This window comes from Paraburkholderia sp. BR10872 (assembly GCF_040965835.1).
Classification (GTDB): Bacteria; Pseudomonadota; Gammaproteobacteria; order Burkholderiales; family Burkholderiaceae; genus Paraburkholderia; species Paraburkholderia nodosa_A.
In genome coordinates this window covers 69,344-88,364 of the sequence record NZ_JBFRCN010000021.1, presented here as the reverse complement: position 1 = coordinate 88,364, position 19,021 = coordinate 69,344, and the positions used below count along the sequence as shown (strand labels likewise).

The 19,021-nt window shown below is 63.9% G+C and carries 17 protein-coding genes; 9 read left to right on the top strand and 8 right to left on the bottom strand.

What is annotated here, in order from left to right; translation table 11 throughout:
• Nucleotides 1-20: 20 nt before the first annotated feature.
• The 3 genes from bamA to AB4Y43_RS18240 all read right to left on the bottom strand — a co-directional run bounded on the left by bamA (nt 21) and on the right by AB4Y43_RS18240 (nt 3,855).
• Nucleotides 21-2,336, bottom strand: coding sequence for an outer membrane protein assembly factor BamA (gene bamA / locus AB4Y43_RS18250; protein ID WP_083245500.1), 2,316 nt, complete (start codon nt 2,334-2,336; stop codon nt 21-23).
• 138 nt (nt 2,337-2,474) lie between these two features.
• On the bottom strand, nt 2,475-2,873 hold the full coding sequence (locus AB4Y43_RS18245; protein WP_342946313.1) for a hypothetical protein: 399 nt from the start codon (nt 2,871-2,873) through the stop codon (nt 2,475-2,477).
• A 238-nt stretch (nt 2,874-3,111) separates the two neighbouring features.
• Nucleotides 3,112-3,855, bottom strand: a complete 744-nt coding sequence (locus AB4Y43_RS18240) for a hypothetical protein (protein ID WP_368728448.1) — start codon at nt 3,853-3,855, stop codon at nt 3,112-3,114.
• A gap of 71 nt (nt 3,856-3,926) precedes the next feature.
• Here AB4Y43_RS18240 and AB4Y43_RS18235 point away from each other — a divergent pair, with 71 nt between their 5' ends.
• Nucleotides 3,927-4,982, top strand: a complete 1,056-nt coding sequence (locus tag AB4Y43_RS18235) for a phytoene/squalene synthase family protein (protein WP_368618480.1) — start codon at nt 3,927-3,929, stop codon at nt 4,980-4,982.
• Nucleotides 4,983-5,044: 62 nt separating this feature from the next.
• On the opposite strand, the gene mmsB is transcribed toward AB4Y43_RS18235, so the two are convergent.
• Nucleotides 5,045-5,935, bottom strand: coding sequence for a 3-hydroxyisobutyrate dehydrogenase (gene mmsB / locus AB4Y43_RS18230; protein ID WP_368728447.1), 891 nt, complete (start codon nt 5,933-5,935; stop codon nt 5,045-5,047).
• 51 nt (nt 5,936-5,986) lie between these two features.
• Nucleotides 5,987-7,513 carry a CoA-acylating methylmalonate-semialdehyde dehydrogenase gene (locus AB4Y43_RS18225; protein WP_342946317.1) on the bottom strand — a complete coding sequence of 509 codons (1,527 nt, stop codon included), beginning with the start codon at nt 7,511-7,513 and terminating at the stop codon, nt 5,987-5,989.
• 345 nt (nt 7,514-7,858) lie between these two features.
• Here AB4Y43_RS18225 and AB4Y43_RS18220 point away from each other — a divergent pair, with 345 nt between their 5' ends.
• A complete protein-coding gene (locus tag AB4Y43_RS18220) occupies nt 7,859-8,812 on the top strand; it encodes a LysR family transcriptional regulator (RefSeq protein WP_069267472.1) in 954 nt (317 codons plus the stop codon).
• A gap of 156 nt (nt 8,813-8,968) precedes the next feature.
• Here the strand turns inward: AB4Y43_RS18220 and AB4Y43_RS18215 are convergent, their stop codons facing one another.
• Both AB4Y43_RS18215 and AB4Y43_RS18210 read right to left on the bottom strand, forming a co-directional pair.
• Nucleotides 8,969-9,367, bottom strand: a complete 399-nt coding sequence (locus AB4Y43_RS18215) for a BON domain-containing protein (RefSeq protein WP_069267471.1) — start codon at nt 9,365-9,367, stop codon at nt 8,969-8,971.
• 481 nt (nt 9,368-9,848) lie between these two features.
• A complete protein-coding gene (locus AB4Y43_RS18210; RefSeq protein WP_069267470.1) occupies nt 9,849-10,730 on the bottom strand; it encodes a LysR substrate-binding domain-containing protein in 882 nt (293 codons plus the stop codon).
• Between the two features lie 106 nt (nt 10,731-10,836).
• On the opposite strand from AB4Y43_RS18210, the gene AB4Y43_RS18205 reads away from it, so the two are divergent.
• The 7 genes from AB4Y43_RS18205 (at nt 10,837) to AB4Y43_RS18175 (ending at nt 17,883) form a co-directional block, all read left to right on the top strand.
• Nucleotides 10,837-12,084: an MFS transporter gene (locus AB4Y43_RS18205; RefSeq protein WP_342946318.1), complete on the top strand. Its 1,248-nt coding sequence runs from the start codon at nt 10,837-10,839 to the stop codon at nt 12,082-12,084.
• Nucleotides 12,085-12,374: 290 nt separating this feature from the next.
• The gene (locus tag AB4Y43_RS18200; RefSeq protein WP_069267468.1) at nt 12,375-13,451 is read left to right on the top strand and encodes an ABC transporter substrate-binding protein; all 1,077 of its coding nucleotides are present in this window, start codon (nt 12,375-12,377) and stop codon (nt 13,449-13,451) included.
• Between the two features lie 21 nt (nt 13,452-13,472).
• Nucleotides 13,473-14,336, top strand: coding sequence for an ABC transporter permease (locus tag AB4Y43_RS18195; RefSeq protein ID WP_069267467.1), 864 nt, complete (start codon nt 13,473-13,475; stop codon nt 14,334-14,336).
• 48 nt (nt 14,337-14,384) lie between these two features.
• A complete protein-coding gene (locus AB4Y43_RS18190) occupies nt 14,385-15,218 on the top strand; it encodes an ABC transporter permease (protein WP_368728446.1) in 834 nt (277 codons plus the stop codon).
• 37 nt (nt 15,219-15,255) lie between these two features.
• Complete coding sequence (locus AB4Y43_RS18185; protein WP_368618478.1) at nt 15,256-16,089, top strand: ABC transporter ATP-binding protein; 834 nt, start codon at nt 15,256-15,258, stop codon at nt 16,087-16,089.
• 342 nt (nt 16,090-16,431) lie between these two features.
• Nucleotides 16,432-17,133: a carbonic anhydrase gene (locus tag AB4Y43_RS18180; protein WP_069267464.1), complete on the top strand. Its 702-nt coding sequence runs from the start codon at nt 16,432-16,434 to the stop codon at nt 17,131-17,133.
• A gap of 573 nt (nt 17,134-17,706) precedes the next feature.
• The gene (locus tag AB4Y43_RS18175; protein ID WP_154677984.1) at nt 17,707-17,883 is read left to right on the top strand and encodes a hypothetical protein; all 177 of its coding nucleotides are present in this window, start codon (nt 17,707-17,709) and stop codon (nt 17,881-17,883) included.
• Between the two features lie 27 nt (nt 17,884-17,910).
• On the opposite strand, the gene AB4Y43_RS18170 is transcribed toward AB4Y43_RS18175, so the two are convergent.
• Nucleotides 17,911-18,936, bottom strand: coding sequence for an aldo/keto reductase (locus AB4Y43_RS18170; protein WP_368728445.1), 1,026 nt, complete (start codon nt 18,934-18,936; stop codon nt 17,911-17,913).
• Nucleotides 18,937-19,021 lie beyond the last annotated feature (85 nt).

The following is a 19,021-nucleotide window of genomic DNA, read 5'->3' as shown; positions in this document are numbered from 1 at the left end:
GCCAAAGCCGCAAAAAAAACTCAGAACGAAGTCCCAATCTGAAACTGAAACTTCTGATACTGATCACCGGCGTGCCTGACGATCGGGAACCCCAGATCAAGCTTGAGCGGCCCGATCGGCGAGATCCATTCAAGCCCCGCGCCATAGCTGTAACGCAAGCCGTTCGCCCCGGTGCTGCTGCCTTCGGTACCCCACACATTACCGCCATCCACGAAAGTGAATACACGCAGCGTGCGGTCATACCCCGTGCCCGGCAGCGGAAACGTCAACTCGATATTCCCCACCACCATCTTCGATCCGCCGATAGGATCGTTCGTCGTAGTGTCGCGCGGCCCGAGCGAACCCGACTCATAGCCGCGCACCGAACCGATACCGCCCGCGTAGTAGTTCTTGAAGATCGGATACGGCTTGCCACCCAAACCATTGCCGTAGCCACCCTGGAAGTTCAACCCCAGCACGAAGCCGCGCGCAAATGAGTAGTAATACTGCATTTGCGCATCGCCCTTGTAGTACTGCGTGCCCGCCGGCGTGCCGTATTCGGCATTGGCCTGCGCGTAGTAGCCGCGGCTCGGCACCAGCGCGCTGTCGCGGTTGTCGCGCGACCAGCCCACGGTAAGCGGCACCGTGTTCGAGACGCGGCCAAAATCGTTCACGTAGTCCTTATAGGTCTGCGGCGTGTTGGCATCGACATCGAGGCGGTCCTGCTCGACGCCGAGGCCGAAATACACCATGTCGGTCTCGGAGAACGGAATGCCGAACTTCATGTCCGCTCCATAGGAAATGATGCGAAAGCTCGTGTCGTTCGTGCTCGAGTAGTAAAGCGGCTCGGTCGTGCGGTAGTAGACGTCAGTAATGCGTTTGATGCCGTCCACCGTGAAATACGGATCGACCTGCGTGACCGAGAGCGTACGGTATGTCGTGGCCGTATTCACGTTTAGCGAGAGGCTGTTGCCCGAGCCGAACACATTGTCCTGCGAAATGCCCGCCGAGATGATCGGCCCTTCGCCCGAACCATAGCCGAGGCCCAGCGAAAGCGTGCCGGTGGGCTTCTCGGTCACTTTCACGTTCACGTCCACCTCGTCCGGCGTGCCTTCCACCGGCACCGTGGTCACGTCCACGTCGGTGAAGTAGCCAAGGCGGTTGACGCGATCCTTCGAGAGCGCGAGGCGGTTCGAATCGAACCACGAGCTTTCGAGCTGGCGCATTTCGCGGCGCACGACTTCGTCGCGCGTGCGTGTGTTGCCGGTGACGTTCACGCGCCGCACGTACACGCGTCGGCTCGGATCGACCTGCAGCGTGAGCGCAACCGTGTGGTCCTTCTGGTCGATTTCCGGCAGCGCGTTCACGGTCGCGAATGCGTAGCCGTATTCGCCGAGCTTGTCGACGATCGCCTTGGTCGTGTCCTTGAGCTTTTGCGCCGAAAAGCGCTGCCCCGGCTTGACGCCCACGAGCTTCTTCAACTCGGCCTCGCGGTCAAGCAGATTGCCGGCCATCTTCACGCTCGAGATCGTATAGGGCTCACCCTCGTGAATCCCGATCGTCAGGTACATGTCCTTCCTGTCGGGTGACAGCGAAACCTGCGTCGAATCGATATTGAACTCCAGATAGCCACGATCGAGATAGTACGAGCGCACGTTGTCGAGGTCACCCGTGAGCTTTTCCTTCGAGTACAGGTCGTTCTTCGTGTACCACGAGAACCAGTTCGGCGTGGAAAGCTGCATTTCATCGAGCAGCGTGCCGCCGCTGAACGTGTTGTTGCCGATGAAATTGATCTGGCGAATCTTCGCGCTCGGCCCTTCGACCACGGAGAACAGCAACCCGACGCGATTGCGGTCGATCGGCGTGACCGTCGTCGTGACTTCGGCCGCATAGTAGCCGCGCGTGAGGTACTGGCGCTTGAGCTCCTGCTCCGCCTTGTCGACGAGCGCCTTGTCGTAGCTCTGGCCCGGCGCGAGCCCGACCGACTTGAGCGCCTTCGTCAAGTTATCCTTATCGAATTCCTTGATCCCCGCGAAATCGATCGTGCCGATGGCGGCCCGCTCCTGCACCTGCACGATCACGGTGCCGCCCTGCGTGGAAATGCGCACGTCGCTGAAGAGGCTCGTCGCGTAGAGCGCGCGAATGGCGTCGGAGGCCTTGTCGTCGGTGAAGGGCTCGCCCTGCTTGATCGGCAGATAGGCGAACACGGTGCCCGGCTCGATGCGCGTCAGCCCGTCGATGCGGATGTCCTGGACCACGAAGGGCTCGGTGGCGTGCGCCGCAGCGGTCACGCCGATGCCGAAGCCGGCGAGAGTCAGTGCGCGTGCATAGCGCGCCGTGGTAGTTGATGCCGTCATGCGGGAGGTCGAATGTGAAGCCAACGAAGGAGCCGTGAGAGTGCCGAATGCGCCATGACCGGCGCGAGACGCGCGCGGCCGGCATCCACGGATGCGGGGTGTACAACGAGTGCGCCAGGCGAGGCCGGCGCGCCACGCCTATTGCATGCTCGCGCGGCCAGGCAGGCGCATCTTCGCGAGCCCTGTTGCGAGCGAGAGCACCTCGGTCATGTGTACGGCCTGCGCAGGCTGCAGACGGAACGACAGTTCGGCGCCGCCAGGCAGACGAAAACTCACAACGAGATGCTGCACGTCGCCCGACTCACGCCCGACCTCCCAGGCCTCGCAAGGCATGGTGAATTTCACGCTAGCGGTCTTGTGGCGAATGCGCTCGGAGCGGCCAATCGCGTTGGAAAGTGCGGCGAGCAGTTCATGCATCACCGAGCAATGCAGCGCGACGCTATCCGGCTGATTGCCGTTCACCATCAGGTACTGGCCGTCCGCAGTCAGCTCGAAATCGCGCAGGGAATGAATGGCAAGAGCCGGGGACGAGGACATGTGCGTCGCTCCGTTACGAAAGCATCGGCGGAGTCTAGTGCGCTGGGCGCGGTGTGCGCGTTACCCCTGCATTACAGGGATTACTTTCATCAATATTGCGCTGCGGCCCTGTACGGTCGTTTCGCACGCATCCATTTCCGCGCTACGCCAATACCCTGCGTACATGCAGCGGCTTTCGATCTCCTCTCTCTCGCACACTGTCACGGTCACCTTGAAGAATTTTTGGTAACCGTACCGGTTACGTTCGCTTTCTATCGGCAAACACCTCGACGCTCGCCTGTACCGCGAGTGCCTGTAAGGGAAAGCAAGACAAGAGATCGGCGAAGGCACCTGCGCGTTCGATACGCGCGAGCAGCATCGTGGCTGCGCCGTTGCGCACGCAGCCGTTACGGTCGAGAAATTGGCCCCAAAGCGAAAGCGCACGCAGGCGGGCGACGGGCTGCGCGCTTGCGATATAGGCCGCGGGAAAGATCCGCCGGTAAGCGGGCACGTTGTACAGCCAGGAAGTGCCGTGGACGAGCACGTCGCTCGACCCGCGACCGCTTTCGCGCAGTTGCCCGCACAACTGGTCGATCAAGGTCCGCAACTCGCCTTGCCGCTCGGCAAGTTGCCGGGAATTGAGCGGCGACATGCCGTTGTCGGTTCGAGTATTGAAATGCAGGCGCACCCCGCCATGCGGTTCCTGCGCGTAAGAGAAACAGCCAGCCGTCTGGTCGACCGCAGGCGCCGCCTGATGCGTTGGGCAGCGCTGCAGGTAACGCCACGTCCACTCGCACTGCTCAGCAACGCTTGCGTGCTCATCGAGACCATCGAGATAGCCGGCCCACAGCGGGTGCGTGCGATCGAAGGTGCGTCCCGCGCCGAAGCGCACATAAAGATTCGTGCAGTCGAGCAACGCCGCCGCGAGCGGGATGTCCGCGAGGCGCGCCGCCGTGCGCGCGAAACGCACCTGGAGGTCGTAAAACGCGCGTTCGGGTCTCAACGGGCCTAGTCTCCTTCGTCCACGATACAATGCGGCTGCGTTCGATCCGTCCCCCGCTGCCCCTATCCGACATGCAGAATACTACCCGGGCCTTCCTGTTGGGCCCGTTGCTCAAAGGCGTTTCCCGTTCGTTCTACCTCACGATGCGCGTGCTGCCCGCCGGCATGCGCGACCCCGTGGGCGAAGCCTATCTGCTCGCGCGCGCCGCCGACACCATTGCCGACACCGCGCTGATCCCGCCCGAGCGGCGGCTCGCCCTGCTGCTCGCGCTGCGCGAGCGCGTGAACGGCGCGACGAACCATGACACCCTGCTCGCCGATCTCGCGGGAGAGGTCGCGGGCCAGCAAACGCAATCGGACGAGAAGCTGCTGCTCGAATCGCTGGGCAGCGCGCTCGACGTGCTCGCGCAACTCGACCAAGCCGACCGCCAGGCCGTGCGCGGGATCGTCACGACGCTCACCGAAGGCATGGAATTCGATCTACGCACGTTCCCCGACGAGCGCTCGGGCCAGGTGGCCGCGCTCAACACGTGGGACGAACTCGACCGCTACACCTATCTCGTGGCGGGCTGCGTAGGCGAGTTCTGGACGAAGATGACCTACATGCACTTGCCCGGCACGCTCGCGCCCTCGCTGGAACAAACCATGTACACGCGCGGCATCCGCTTCGGCAAGGCGTTGCAGATGGTGAACGTGCTGCGGGACTGCGGCAAGGATCTGCGCATTGGCCGCTGCTATCTGCCCGCTTCGATGCTGGCCCAGGCGGGGCTCACCGCGCAGGACCTGATGCAGCCCGGCGCCTCGGCGCGCGCACGGCCGATCATGCTCGAACTCGTGCGTATCTCGCTCGATCATTTCCGCGCGGCCATCGACTATACGTTCGCGCTGCCGCGCTTTTCGGTGCGTCTGCGGCTCGCCTGCCTGTGGCCCATTCTCATCGGCCTCGAAACGCTCGAACGCCTCGTCGACAACGACGACTGGCTCGATCCCGCGAAGACCTCGAAGGTCACGCGCAACGATGTCTATCGCATTCTTGCCTGCTCCACCGCGCTCGCGCCTTCGAACGCGCTGCTCCGTGTCTGGTTCAAGCGGCTCTTCGCGCGTGTCGAGGCGCGCATCAAGGCCTGAAAAGTACGGTCAAAAAAAAGCGCGCTTCGCAGCGCGCCTTTCGCGACTCGAAACAACGCGCCTCAACTTTTCTCCGCGCGATACAGCTTGATGATCGCCGAGAAGTCGAGCTTGCCGTCGCCGTGGCTGCTCATCGCCTGATACAGTTGCTGCGCAAGCGCCCCCATGTACGCGGGCTGATGCACACCTTTGGCAGCGTCGGTGGCGAGACCCAGGTCCTTGAGCATGAGGTCCGTGCCGAAACCGCCTGTGTAGCCGCGCGAAGAAGGCGCCGTCTCGATCACGCCCGGATACGGGTTGTACGTATCCGAACTCCAGCAGCGGCCTGTGGACGTGTTCATGATGCCGCCCAGCACTTTCGGATCGATGCCGAGCGCCTCGCCTAGCGCCATCGCTTCGGCCACCCCGGCCATCGTGACGCCCAGCACGAGGTTGTTGCAGATCTTCGCCACCTGCCCCGTGCCCGTCTCGCCGCAATGGACGATGTTCTTGCCCATGCCCAGGAGCACCGGCTTCACGCTCTCGTAGTGCGCGGCGCTGCCGCCCACCATGAAGGTGAGCGTGCCCGCCTCCGCGCCGCCCGTGCCGCCCGACACCGGCGCATCGACGAACGCGTTCCCCTGCGCCTGCGCCAGCTTCGCGAACTCCTTGACGCTCGCGGGATCGATCGTGCTCGAATCGATGATCGTCACGCCCTTCCCAACGCCCGCCAGCACGCCGTCTTCCGCAGTGAGCACGCTTCGCACGTGTGCCGCAGCGGGCAGCATCGTGATGACCCACTCCGCGCCGCTTGCCGCCGCCTTCGCCGATGCGGCCTTCTGCGCACCGGCCTCGGCGAGCGCTTGCATCGCGCTCGCGCTCAAGTCGAACACCGTCACCGTATGTCCCGCCTTGAGCAGGTTGAGCGCCATCGGCGCGCCCATGTGGCCCAGCCCGACAAATCCGATTTTCATGAGCCTTTCTCCCTTATTGTTCAGTACTCCATGTTTATCGCGGGCAGCGCTTCAGCGCAGGCTGATCGTCGTGTTCACGCCGTCGCTCACGGTCGCGTCGTCGAACCAGCGCGCGGTGACCGTCTTGGTCTGCGTGTAGAACTGCACGACCTGCTTGCCGTACGGGCCCAGGTCGCCGAGCTTCGAGCCGCGCGAACCCGTGAAGCTGAAATACGGCACCGGCACCGGAATCGGAATGTTGATGCCGACCTGGCCAATGTCGATCTCGCTCTGGAACTTGCGCGCCGCCGCGCCGCTCTGCGTGAAGAGGCCCACGCCGTTGCCGAACGGATTCGCATTGACGATGGCGATCGCTTCATCGAGTGTCCTGGCCGTGAGCACCACGAGCACCGGCCCGAAGATCTCGTTCGTGTAGATGTCCATGTCGGTCTTCACGTTCGTGAACACCGTGGGGCCGACGAAGTTGCCGTTCTCGTAGCCGGGCACCTTCACGTCGCGGCCATCCAGTGCGAGCGTTGCGCCTTGCTTCACGCCCGAGTCGATCAGGCCGAGAATGCGCGTTTTTGCGGTGCGCGAAACGACCGGTCCGACGTCGGTCTTCGCCTCATGGCCCGCATTGACCTTGAGGGTCTTCGCCTTTTCCACCAGCTCGTCCACCCATTGCTGCGCGGCGCCCACGAACACGGCCACCGAAGTCGCCATGCAGCGCTGACCGGCCGCGCCGAACGCCGCGCCGACCAGCGCATTGAGCGCCTGCTCGCGATTCGCATCGGGCAGCACGACAGCGTGATTCTTCGCGCCCATCATCGACTGCACGCGCTTGCCGTGCTCGCTGCCCAGACGATAAACGTGCGTACCCACGGCCGTCGAGCCGACGAACGAAATCGCCTTCACGAGTTCGTGCGTGCAGATCGCGTCGACGACTTCCTTGCCGCCGTGCACGACGTTGAGCACGCCCTTCGGAATACCCGCTTCGATGGCGAGTTCGACGAGCTGCATGGTCGAGAGCGGGTCCTGCTCCGAAGGCTTGAGCACGAACGTATTGCCGCAGACGATCGCCATCGGGAACATCCACAGCGGAATCATCGCAGGGAAGTTGAACGGCGTGATGCCGGCACACACGCCTAGCGGCTGCTGCAGCGTATAGGTGTCCACGCCGCCTGCGACGTTCTCTGCGAAGCCGCCTTGCTGCAGCGTGCCGATCGAGCAGGCGTGCTCGACCACTTCGAGGCCGCGGAAGATGTCGCCCTCGGCGTCGGGCAGCGTCTTGCCCTGCTCGGCGGTGAGCGTCTGCGCGATGCGCGGCATATGCTCGCGAATCAAGGCCTGCAGTTTGAGCATGATGCGCAGGCGCGCGCCGAGCGGCGTGTTCTTCCACGTGGCGAACGCGGCGTGCGCGGCCTTCACGGCCCGATCCACTTCCTCGACGGTCGCGAACGGCACGCGCGCGAGCACTTCCTGCGTGGCCGGATTGACGATGTCGCGCCATTCCTTCGTTTTCGATTCGACGAACTCGCCGTCGATGAGCAGCTTGACGGTGGAAACTTGCGCGTTGGATGCCTGGGTCACTGCGTTCATCTTGAACTCTCCCTGATGGATTCGAACGGGCCGGCCGTGGCCGGATATAGCGAAATATGCGGAGTCGGTGAAATCTTCAATCGCAGCACGCACTCAAGCACGCTGTGCAAATGCATGCGGAGATATCGAGCGTGCCGGGAATGGAACTGGGCGAGGTAAAGGAGAGTCCTGCTGAGCACGGACGCGCCTGTGTGCATGCCTGCGGCGCCCGCGCGGGGAACGACTGCATTTGCATCGTCTGTCTCCATCCTTGTTGTCCTGCGACCGTGTCTGTTTCAGTCGCCTTGTCCAACGAGTATAGTTATTCGAATATCCACGGCATAGAGATGAAAAAGCCCATCCGATATGCAAAAAAACACAACGAGCAGCATGGAGACACTGAACTGGGACGATCTGCGCTACTTCCTGGAAGTCGCTCGCACGCAGCGTGCGAGCGGCGCCGCGAAGCGCCTGGGCGTCGACCACACCACGGTTGCACGCCGGGTGCGCGAGCTGGAGGCAGCGCTAGGCACTGTCCTGTTCGACAAATCGCGTTCGGGCGGCTTCGTGCTGACGGCTGAAGGCCAGCGGCTGCTGGCCTACGCGGATGCGGTGGAAACCACGGTGCAATCGGCCAGCGAGCAGTTCGCGATCGGCGCGCAATCGCTCTCTGGCCATGTGCGCGTGGGTTCGACGGAGGGTTTCGGCTGCTTCTTTCTTGCCCCGCAGTTGGCGCGCTTCACGGGCCAGCATCCCGACATGTCGATCGACCTCTTGCCGGTGCCGCATTTCGTGAGCCTTTCGAAGCGCGAGGCCGACCTCGCGATCATGCTGGAACGCCCCGAGCGCGGACAGTACGTCTACACGAAGCTATGCGACTACCGGTTGCGCCTGTACGGCACGCCGGCCTATCTCGAGCGCCACGCGCGCATACGCACACCCGCCGATCTGCGCAATCACGCCTTCATCAGCTATGTCGCCGATCTGGCGTTCAGCCACGAACTGCTCTATCTCGAACGCACAGCGCCGAACGTGAGCGCAAACCTGTGCAGCACCAGCGTGATCGCGCAATACCATGCTGCGCTGCAGGGCAGCGCGCTCGCCATCCTGCCTTGCTTCATGGCCGAACCGGACCCACGCCTCGTGTCGATCCTGCCCGACGAAGTCGTGGTGACGCGGCGCTTCTGGCTGTGCAGCCGCGAGGACTTGCGCAAGCTCCGGCGCATCACGTCGCTCTGGGACTATCTGCGCGCAGCCGCCGACGCCAATCGCCCGCTGCTGATGGGCGAATCGCCGGAAATGCATTACGTCGAGCCGTGAGCGCAAAGCGCTTTACAGTGTCGATAAGCAATTAAAAAGCCGCACATGCAGTCCACGAACGGGACTGCATGTGCGGCCTTCAGGAAGGAAGACACCCGCTCCGGCGTCGCCGCCCGCACCTCGAAGGGCGATGGGCGCGCGCCGGCTAGCCAATGCTCAGGTCCCAACCGGGCGGATGGTCAGCGCGTTGCGCACCGACGTCACGCCTTCGACGCCCTTGGCGACATCGCCAGCGCGCTGGATCTGCGACGCATCGGGCACGGTGCCTTGCAGCGTGACGGCGCCGTCTTTCGCACGCACGGTGATGTTGGAGACGCTCACGTTCTTTTCACGCGCCAGCGCCGCACGGACCTTGCGGCCGAGCGCGCGGTTCGCTGCACGTGCCTGACGCAATGCTGCCTTCGATTGATTGACGTTGTGCTGGGCTGCGGCCGTCGGACCGCTGGCAGGGGTTTCTGCGGCCGCCGGGGCCGAAGCGTCCTGCGCGTAGACCTGGAACGAGGCCGCCACGAGTGCCGTGGCTGCGGCAAGCTTGAACATCTGAATAGCCTTCATGCAGTTTCTCCTGTTGTCAGTCTTATTGCAGGCCCAGGAATGGGCCGTTAACTACACCATTGACTACAAAACATTCACGCGCCAAACGGCGATGGGGAGTAACAATACCGCAACTATTTCATTCTTGACACGAAGCGTGCCCAACCTGTGATTCCACGCCACACTTCCTGGCGCTTTCCGCAGACGAATACAGTTGATAGTCCAAATAGTGAAGCCATTGCGCAAGCCGGCAATTGAATCGCTTCAAAGCCCGCTTTACGGTCCATTCACCGGCGTTTCATTGCCGTTTTTAAACGTCCGGCGCAATGCTTTCAGCCATGATCCGCTTTGGTGCATGCGATATGAATACAATGACTAATCGCGTAATCCAGAGCGGGATTGAGCCGCTTTATTCAAACAGCAACGCGCATCACTCAAGTAGCGTTGACAATACGATCAGCGGTTAACCCGAATACCCATTGCGCAATACGAGAGGCCGGTATCAATTGGCCAATTGCGCCTTTATCCATCGATAGAACTGCTGGATCGCCGCTTCGCGCGGATGCCCTTCTCGCCACGTGAAGTAATAGTCGAGCGAGGCCGGAATGCGGACCTGCCCCAACTGCACCAGCTCACCGCGCTCGATGAAACCGCGTGCGAGCTGCAGGCGCGCCGTAGCCACCCCTTGCCCGGCCACCGTTGCCTGCAGCAGCAGGCCCGCGTCGTCGAACACCGGTCCGCGCTCTGGCTCGTCGCCGGCCACGCCCGCGGCTTCGAAGAAGTCGCGCCACGAGCGGCGCGAAAAACGCAGGAGCGGCATGCTCGCGAGACCTTCCATGCGAAAGTCGGGATGACGTGCGAGCAAGGCCGGACTGCATACCGCAACGACCTGGTCGTCCAGCAGCTTGCGGATCTGGAAGCCGGGCTCGTCGACCCGCCGATGCCAGATGCCGATGTCGAAAGGATAGGGGTCGGGCGGCGTCACGTCGGCGTGCATGCGCAGCGAGAGGTCGACCATGGGGTGGCGATCGTAGAAGTCGCCCAGGCGCGGAATCAGCCAGACAGATGCGAAATCGGACATTACGCTCAGTTCCAGCCGCGTGACGCCGCTCACGCCGGGGCGCGTGGCGTCGAGCGCATCGCGCAGGTCGTCCAGACTGCGGCGCACGCGCTCGGCCAGCTGCGCGCCCGCCGCCGTGGGGATCATGCGGCTGCCCGCGCGGCGGAACAGCTCGACGCCCAGTTCCGTTTCAAGCGCGCGCAGGTGATGGCTCACGGCGCTGTGCGTCAAATGTAATTCTTCCGCGGCACGGCTGAAACTGCGGCGCCGCGCAGCGGCTTCAAGGGCGCGCAGCGCCTGCAAAGGAGGGAGAGGTCGGGCCATGACGTCAAATTCTACTCACAATGCCGTCTGAAATCTCTCGCTGGCCTCCCAAACGGCAATCGCCAATAATCGACAGCCAGGCATTCAATCCGCTTTCGCCCCCAACATGACCTCACTCAGACTGCGCGTATTCGCCGTATTCGCGCTCGGCTACTTCATTTCGTATCTGTTTCGCGGCGTCAATCTCGGCTTCGCGCCGTTTCTCTCGCGTGAAATGGGCTTCACGGCGACCGATCTCGGCACGCTCACGAGCCTTTATTTCCTCGGCTTCGCGGGCGCGCAAATTCCGGGCGGCGTGCTGCTCGACCATTACGGCCCGCGCCGCGTCACCGCGTGCGTCATGCTCGTGGCGGCGGCGGGTGCGTTGATCTTCGGCGTCTCGCACAACATGGCCGCGATGATGGTGGGCCGGCTGCTGATCGGCGTGGGCGTGTCGGTGTGCCTCGGCGGCGCGTTCAAAGCCACCGCGCAGCACTTTCCCGTGGCGCAGCTCACGCTCGTGAACGGCCTCGTGATGGCCGTGGGCGGCCTGGGCGGCGTGGCCGTGGGCGCCCCGCTCTCGTGGCTGCTCTCGATCGCGCCCTGGCGCGCGGTGAGCATCGGGCTCGCGGTGCTCACGGTGCTCGTGGCCGCCATCATCTGGATTGGCGGGCCGCGTACGCGCGACACCCACCACCAGGCGAGCGTGCTCGAGCAGTTCAAGGGTACCGCGCATATCCTGTGCAGCCATGCATTCTGGAAGACCGCAACGTTCTCGGGCCTCACCCAGGCCGTGTTTTACGCCATGCAGTCGTTGTGGGTCGGCGCGTTTCTGCGCGACGTCGTGCCGGCCGGCACCGCCGATGTCGGCGCGCGCGCGGCCTCGCTCGTTTCCGTGCTGGGCGGCGCTTTCATTGTCGGTAACATCGGCTTTGGCGCGCTCGCGCGCAGCTTCGAGCGGCGCGGCGTGAGCGTCCAGCTCTTTTCCGGCGTCACGATGCTTGTGTTCGTGCTCGTGCAAGCCTTGCTCGCGGCGCGCGTGCCGCTTCCCGCGTCGCTGCTTTGGGCGGCTTACGGCGCGTTCGGGGGCACCGGCATCCTCACGTATGCCGTGCTCGCCGAATATTTCCCGCCGCGTCTGATCGGCCGCGTGAACACCACGTTCACGCTCGTCATCTTCATCGGCATCTTCCTGCTGCAGATCGCGATCGGCGCCGCGCTCGCACACTGGCCCGCACTCGACGGCCACTACCCCGCGGTCGCGCATCAGACCGTGTGGGCCGTACTCGTCGGTCTGCAAGTGCTCTGCGCCGTGTGGTACTTCATGCCGTCGCGGCGTGCCGCTGCACCGCGCCACGCGGTCGAAACACCTTAAGGCGCGCTTTCACACACCGCACCGCGCCCCGACGCGCGGTGCGGCTTTTCGCTCCTGCTCACATCGATAGCACGATTTCTTCCTACTGCACGGGCCACGATCCACTACCATGAATGCGCCCTGCCGTTCACCTTCCCCATAAAACGCAGCGCCTTTGTCGAGAAATGCAAATCTCGAATCATTGGTTGTCCTCATCGGCAAACCCGGAAAAGAATGACCCAACGGCAACGACAGCGAAGCAAGCTCGCCAGTCCGCGCACCCCGTTTCGTCACCCAGATCCGACCTGCCCATGCGTTCACATCGCGTACTGCAGTACCTGCCGCAGTTTCTGATTTTTGCTGCGCTTTCGTTCGTCTCCCTGCATGCTGCGGCCGAGAAGCCCGCCGTGATCCGCATCGGCGTCGCGCAGCAAGGCGCGGGCGACCCGCCCACTTTCGGCGGTTCGACCGCTGCCACAGTGCGCGGCCAGCAGTTGCTCGAAAAGGAATTCGCCGCCGACGGCATCAAGGTCGAGTGGCTCTTCTTCAAAGGCGCGGGTCCGGCAGTGAACGAGGCCATTGCCAACAATGCACTCGACTTCGCGTATCAAGGCGACCTGCCCTCGGTGCTCGCGCGCGCCAACGGCCTCAAGACCCGCATCCTGCTGGAGTCGGGCGTGCGCTCCGGCGTGAAAGTGGGTGTGCCCGCCGATTCCGACATCAAATCGATCAAGGACCTCAAGGACCGGCGCGTCGCCATTTTTCGCGGCACGAATCTGCAACTCGTGGCCGACAACGCGCTCGCGGAGAACCAGCTCGACGAGCGCGCGCTACGGGTGATCAACCTCGACAACGCAAGTTCGCTCGCGGCGCTCGCATCGAAAGGCATCGACGCCTCGGTGAACGACTATCACCTTTACCGGCTGCGCGATCAGGGGCTCGTTCGCATCGTCTACGAATCGCAGCATGACGGCCCGCAATTGACGCGCCAGGCGCATCTGCTCGTGCTCGACGGCTTCGAGAAGGCACACCCCGACATCGTGCAACGCGTGGTCAATGTCTTCGTGCAGGCGGCGCAATGGTCGTCCGATGAAGCAAACCGCGACGCGCTCTTCAAGCTCTGGGCGAAGAGCGGCGTGAGCTATTCGTCCTGGCAAGCCGAATTCGGCGACCAGCCGCTGAAGTACCGCAATTCGCCGCTGATCGATCCGTTCATCGTGGCGCGCTACAAAGCCGTTGCGCAGGACGCGTTGCGCCTGAAGCTGATCCGCCAGCCCGTGGACGTCGATTCGTGGTTCGAGCCGCGCTATCTCGACAACGCGCTGCGTGCGCAAAAGCTCGAACACTACTGGACCCGCTACGACGCCGCCGGCAAGCCGCTGGGCTGAGCACGCGAGAGGAGCCGCATCATGACGGAAACCGCGATCACGATTGCTTCGGACGCGCCGCGTGCAGCAACACCACGTTTCGACACGACGAGCGCGCACGTGCGCTGGCGCAGCGTACTGCGCGCATGCACCTGGCATCTCGCGCCCTGGCTGCTGCCTGCGATGCTGTATCTGCTGTGGAGCGTCGGCTGCGCGCGTGGCTGGATCGCGCCGCAAATCCTGCCTGCGCCGCAGCGCGTTTATGAAACCTTCGTCGACCTCGCCCAGAGTGGCGAGCTTGCGCGCAATACGCTGATCAGCCTGCAACGCGTGCTGCTGGGCTTCGCCGGCGGCACCGCGCTCGGGTTCCTGATCGGTGGTGCGCTCGGGCTCTCCCGCACACTCGAAGCGTGGGTGCTGCCCAGCTTCAACGCGATCGTGCAGATTCCCGTGCTCGGCTGGCTGCCGTTTCTGCTGTTGCTCGTCGGCGTGGGCGAGCCGCTCAAGTATTTGCTCATCGCTCACGCGGCGCTCGTGCCCGTCACGCTCAGCACCATGCAGGGCTTTCGGCAAACACCCGCTGCACTCGATGAAGTCGCTCGCGTGTTCGCCTACACCCGCTGGCAACGCATCGTGAGGCTCGTGCTGCCCGCGGCGATTCCGACGCTCGCCACCGGCGTGCGCCTGGCCTTCACGAAGGCGTGGCTCGCGCTCGTCGTCGTCGAACTCGTGGCGTCCTCGGAAGGCCTCGGCTATCTGATCGTGTATGGCCGCCAGCTCTTTCAGCTCGATCTCGTGATGGCGTCAGTGGTCGTCGTGGGCGCGGTCGGCCTCGTCATCAATCGTCTGCTCGATGTGCTCGAGCGACGTTTGCGGCGCGGCACGCCTTCGGCGTTTCGCGGCTGACGCTGACGATGAATAACTGCCGCCATTGAGGACAAGGGAGAATTCGCCATGAAGATATCGCTTGCACGAGCATCCGCGCGTCCCGATTGCGCCTGTGACGCGGCCACCGAAGCGAGGCCGCGCCGCACTGTCGATTTACGTGGCGCCGCCCTGCCCCTCGTCGCCATCGCGCTGTGGTGGGCCTTGAGCGCCTCGCATCTCGTGAAAAGCGGCCTGCTCGTGAGTCCCGGCGATGTGATTCGCACCGCTTATGAACAAATCGAAAGCGGTGCATTGTTCCGCGCGCTTTCGGCGTCGCTTGCCCGCGAAGCCTGCGGCTTTGCCATCGGCGCGACGGCGGGGTTCCTGCTGGGCGGCGCGCTGGGTCTTTCACGCATCGCCGCACGCGTCGTGGGGCCGAGCTTCGACACCTTCAAGCAGATCTCGCTGTTCGCATGGATTCCGCTCATTTCCGTATGGTTCGGGCTCGGCGACGCCGCCAAGGTGGTCTTCCTTTCGCTCGCGGCGCTGCTCCCGGTTGCCGCCCATACGTGTGACGGCATTCACGCCGTGCCACGCAAATACGTCGAACTCGCGCGGGCGTTGCGCTATTCGCGCCTGCAGCTTGTCCGCTACGTGCTGTTGCCCGCCGCGCTGCCCTCTATTTTTACGGGCCTTTATCTCGCGCTCATCTATTCGTGGCTCGCCACGCTCGGCGCGGAGTATCTGCTCGTGGCGGGCAGCGGCATCGGCAATCTTCTGATCGACGGCAGCGAGCAGTTCCGCATGGACCTCGTGCTGTGCGGCATCGTCGTCGTGGGCGCGATCGGCTGGGCGCTCAATGCGCTCGCTCGGCGCGTGGAGCGAACGGTGCTGGCGCGGCTGCACATCACCGCCCAATGATCCGGACTACCAATCAACAGAAACTGGAGAAAAGCCGATGAGCGCCACTGAACCCGCCGGACTCGACATTCTGCATGTGAGCAAGCGTTACGGCACGGGCGAGTCCACGCTCGTCGTGCTCGACGACGTGACGCTGCATGTGCGCCCCGGCGAATTCGTGAGCGTGCTGGGCGCGAGCGGATGCGGAAAATCCACGCTGCTGCGCCTGATCGCCGGCCTCGACGCGGGCTATAGCGGCGCCATCATGATGCGCGGCGAACGTGTTGGCGACACCTCGCTCGAGCGCGGCATCGTGTTCCAGGATCATCGTCTGTTTCCCTGGCTCACGGCAGAACAGAACATCCTGGCGGCACTGCGCAACGCCCCGCTGTCGGCACGCGAAAAACACGACGCGGTGGCCGAGCACATCGCACTCGTGGGCCTCACGGGCTTCGAGCGGACGTATCCGCATCAGCTCTCGGGCGGCATGGCGCAGCGCGTGGCGATCGCGCGCGGCCTCGTCAATCGCCCGCGCGTGCTGCTGCTCGACGAACCCTTCGGCGCACTCGACGCCCTCACGCGCAGCCGTCTGCAAAACGAACTGCTGCGCATCTGGGAACGCGAACGCATCACGATGATCCTCGTCACGCACGATGTCGACGAGGCGATCTACCTGGGCGAGCGCGTCGTGACGATGGCGCCGCGCCCCGGCCGCATTCGTCGCATCGTCGACGTGGCATTGCCGCGCCCGCGCGATCGCGCGGATCCGCGCTTCGTGCGGCTGCGCGACGAGATTCTCTCCGACTTCTCGGACGCCACGACACCGCCCGGCGACACGCTGTTGCCCGACACCCCTGGCCAATCATCAGGTCAATGGCGCATGGCGTGGTGAGCGCGCCGACCGACTGGTCGGTCGCGGCTCCTCCTTCCTCATGATCCCGACATCGCCGGCGACACCGCGGGTGGGCCAATTGCGCCCGGCGTGAGAAAATCTCCTTTCGAACGGAAACGCACGACGCGTCAGCGCCTTCGCAGCAGCACGCTTTCCGGTAATTAGCCGTCTTTTCTGCCGGTTTATCGGCATATCCCGCGGGTTCGACGATTGAGTACCGGGGGAAACGGCTGTCCGGGGCAACGTGACGCGAAGTTTTCCGATCCGCAAGGGGTCGGCTCAGCGTAAACTCCCGCTGTTGCCATTAGATAGTGTCGATTCATGATAAAGAGAGAAACATCCATGCCAGACAACACCCACTCGCACGACGGTCACTCCGATTCGTGCGGCTGCGACCTGTTACACCTGCTCGACGGCGTGGAAGAATTCACTCATCACGTTTTCCCGGGCAACAAGGAGCTGTTCCGCAGCCTCGCCCACAGCCAGGCGCCGCACACGCTCTTCATCACCTGCGCCGACTCGCGCGTTTCGCCGGAAATGATCACGCAGGCCAAGCCCGGTGATCTGTTCGTGTGCCGCAACATCGGCAATATCGTGCCGGCGTACGGCGAAATGCTCGGCGGCGTTTCCGCCGTCGTGGAGTTCGCGGTGCTCGCGCTCAACGTGAAGCAGATCGTGCTGTGCGGCCATACCGATTGCGGCGCGATGAAGGGGCTCGCCTCGGGCGCGGAAGCCACGGCCGACATGCCCACCGTGCACGCGTGGCTGCGCAACGCGGAAGCCGCGCGCAGCGTGGTCAAGACCCGCGGTCTGGACGACGACCAGATCGTTCAGGCGCTCGTGGAAGAAAACGTCCGCCTGCAACTCACGCACCTGCGCACGCACCCCGCCGTGGCGGCGCGCGTGGCCCAGGGCCAGCTCGAACTGCAGGGCTGGGTCTATGACATCGGCCACGGCAAGGTCACTGTGCTGGACGAAGCACACGGCAAGTTCCTGTCGCTCGGCGAAGCGCGTGCGCGCCTGCGCAAGCGCGTCGAGGAATAATGGCCGGGCGCTGATGCGCCCACGCCTTCACGCTGGCTGCCAGGCTCACTTCTGGCCAGCGCCGGGGCGGCGACTCACGCCGCCCCATTCACACTCCCCTTATGCATTCCGCATGAATTGAAGTGCGTCCACAGCGCATTTCCGGGTCTTGTCGGGCGATTTTCTCAATCTGCGCAATAATTCTTTTCGAATTAGGGGTTTACCCTAGGACAAAACCCGACTACACTCTGGCCCGTACTACATGCGGCGCCCTGCCGCACAAGAAGAAGAATTCCGGAGGTTGGTCGCTATGCAGCACGTTGCCCCGCCGTCGCATCACCTGTCTCATCCCGGCTTCAATCGCACTACCGGCGCATTGCGTCGTCCCACGCTTCGCTAGTTCAGCGCGCGTGTCCTGCCGTCGCGCACGCGCCGCGGCAGGCGAACTTGAAAGGCCCACTCCGCGTCATCGCCGTTTTCATGCTGCTATTCACGTCGCGGCAAACGGCGCGCGCTTTTGCGCGTATGGACGCCCGGTAATGGGCTTCGCACCCGTCACGGGCCGAGCGCCCGGTTACCGAAGGAGAAGCATCCATGGAGTCCGCGCAGAACCGTCAGTCGAAAGTCGAAGTGAAGTTGTTCCTGCACCCGGAAGATCATTACCGCGCGATGGCCGCCGCGAAGACCCTCAATCTCGCGGAGCGCGAGTTCTTCGCGCTGGCGCTGCATCTGGGCGCGACCCAGATCCTGCGCCAGACCGAAGCGGCTTGATGAAGCCTCACCGGGCGAGGCGACTCGTCACACCGGTGATGGATTGCGCTCGGCAAAACCCTCCTGGTGCCAGTAGGGGTAGACAGGCCGCACAGCACTCGCGGCGTCGAGCTTCGCCACCTGCTCGGGCGTGAGGTTCCAGCCGACCGCGCCGAGGTTCTGGCGCAACTGCGCCTCGTCGCGCGCGCCGATCAGCACCGTCGCGACCGTCGGCCGCTGCAGCAGCCAGTTCAGCGCGATCTGCGGCACGGTCTTGCCGGTTTCCTGCGCGATCTCGTCGATGGCGTCGAGCACGCGAAAGAGGTATTCGTCCGGCACCGGCGGCCCCTGCTCCGCCGTCTTGTGCAGACGGCTCTTCTCCGGCAGCGGCTGGCCGCGCCGGATCTTGCCCGTCAACCGTCCCCAGCCCAGCGGACTCCACACCACCGCGCCCACACCCTGGTCGAGCCCGAGCGGCATCAGCTCCCACTCGTAGTCGCGGCCGATCAGCGAGTAGTACGTCTGGTTCGCGACGTAACGCGGATAGCCGTAGCGATCGGCCACGGCCAGAGACTTCATCAGGTGCCAGCCCGAGAAGTTCGACACGCCCGTGTAGAGAACCTTGCCTGCGCGTACCAGTTCGTCGAGCGTGGACAGCACCTCTTCGGCCGGTGTGCGCGCATCGAATCCATGCAACTGGAACAGGTCGATATGGTCGGTCTGCAGGCGCTTGAGCGCCGCGTCGACCGCGCGCTTCAGGTGGAAGCGCGATGAGCCCACGTTGTTGGGTTCGTCGTCGAAGCGGAAGGTCGCCTTGGTCGAGATGATCGCCTTGTCGCGGCGCCCCTTGAGCGCCTCGCCGAGCACCGACTCGGACGCGCCGCTCGAATAGATATCGGCCGTATCGAACATCGTGACCCCAGCGTCGAGGCAAATGTCGATGAGCTTGCGCGCTTCGGCGACATCGGTTGCGCCCCAGGCCTCGAAGAACTCGCCTTTGCCGCCGAACGTGCCGGTGCCTAAGCTCAGCACCGGCACCTTCATTCCGGACGCACCCAGAAAACGGTATTCCATTTCCGACTCTCCATTAATCAACGGGTTGACGATGTGATGCCGACAGCGGACGAGTCTACGCGCTTCGATTCGGGCTTGCCGCGCG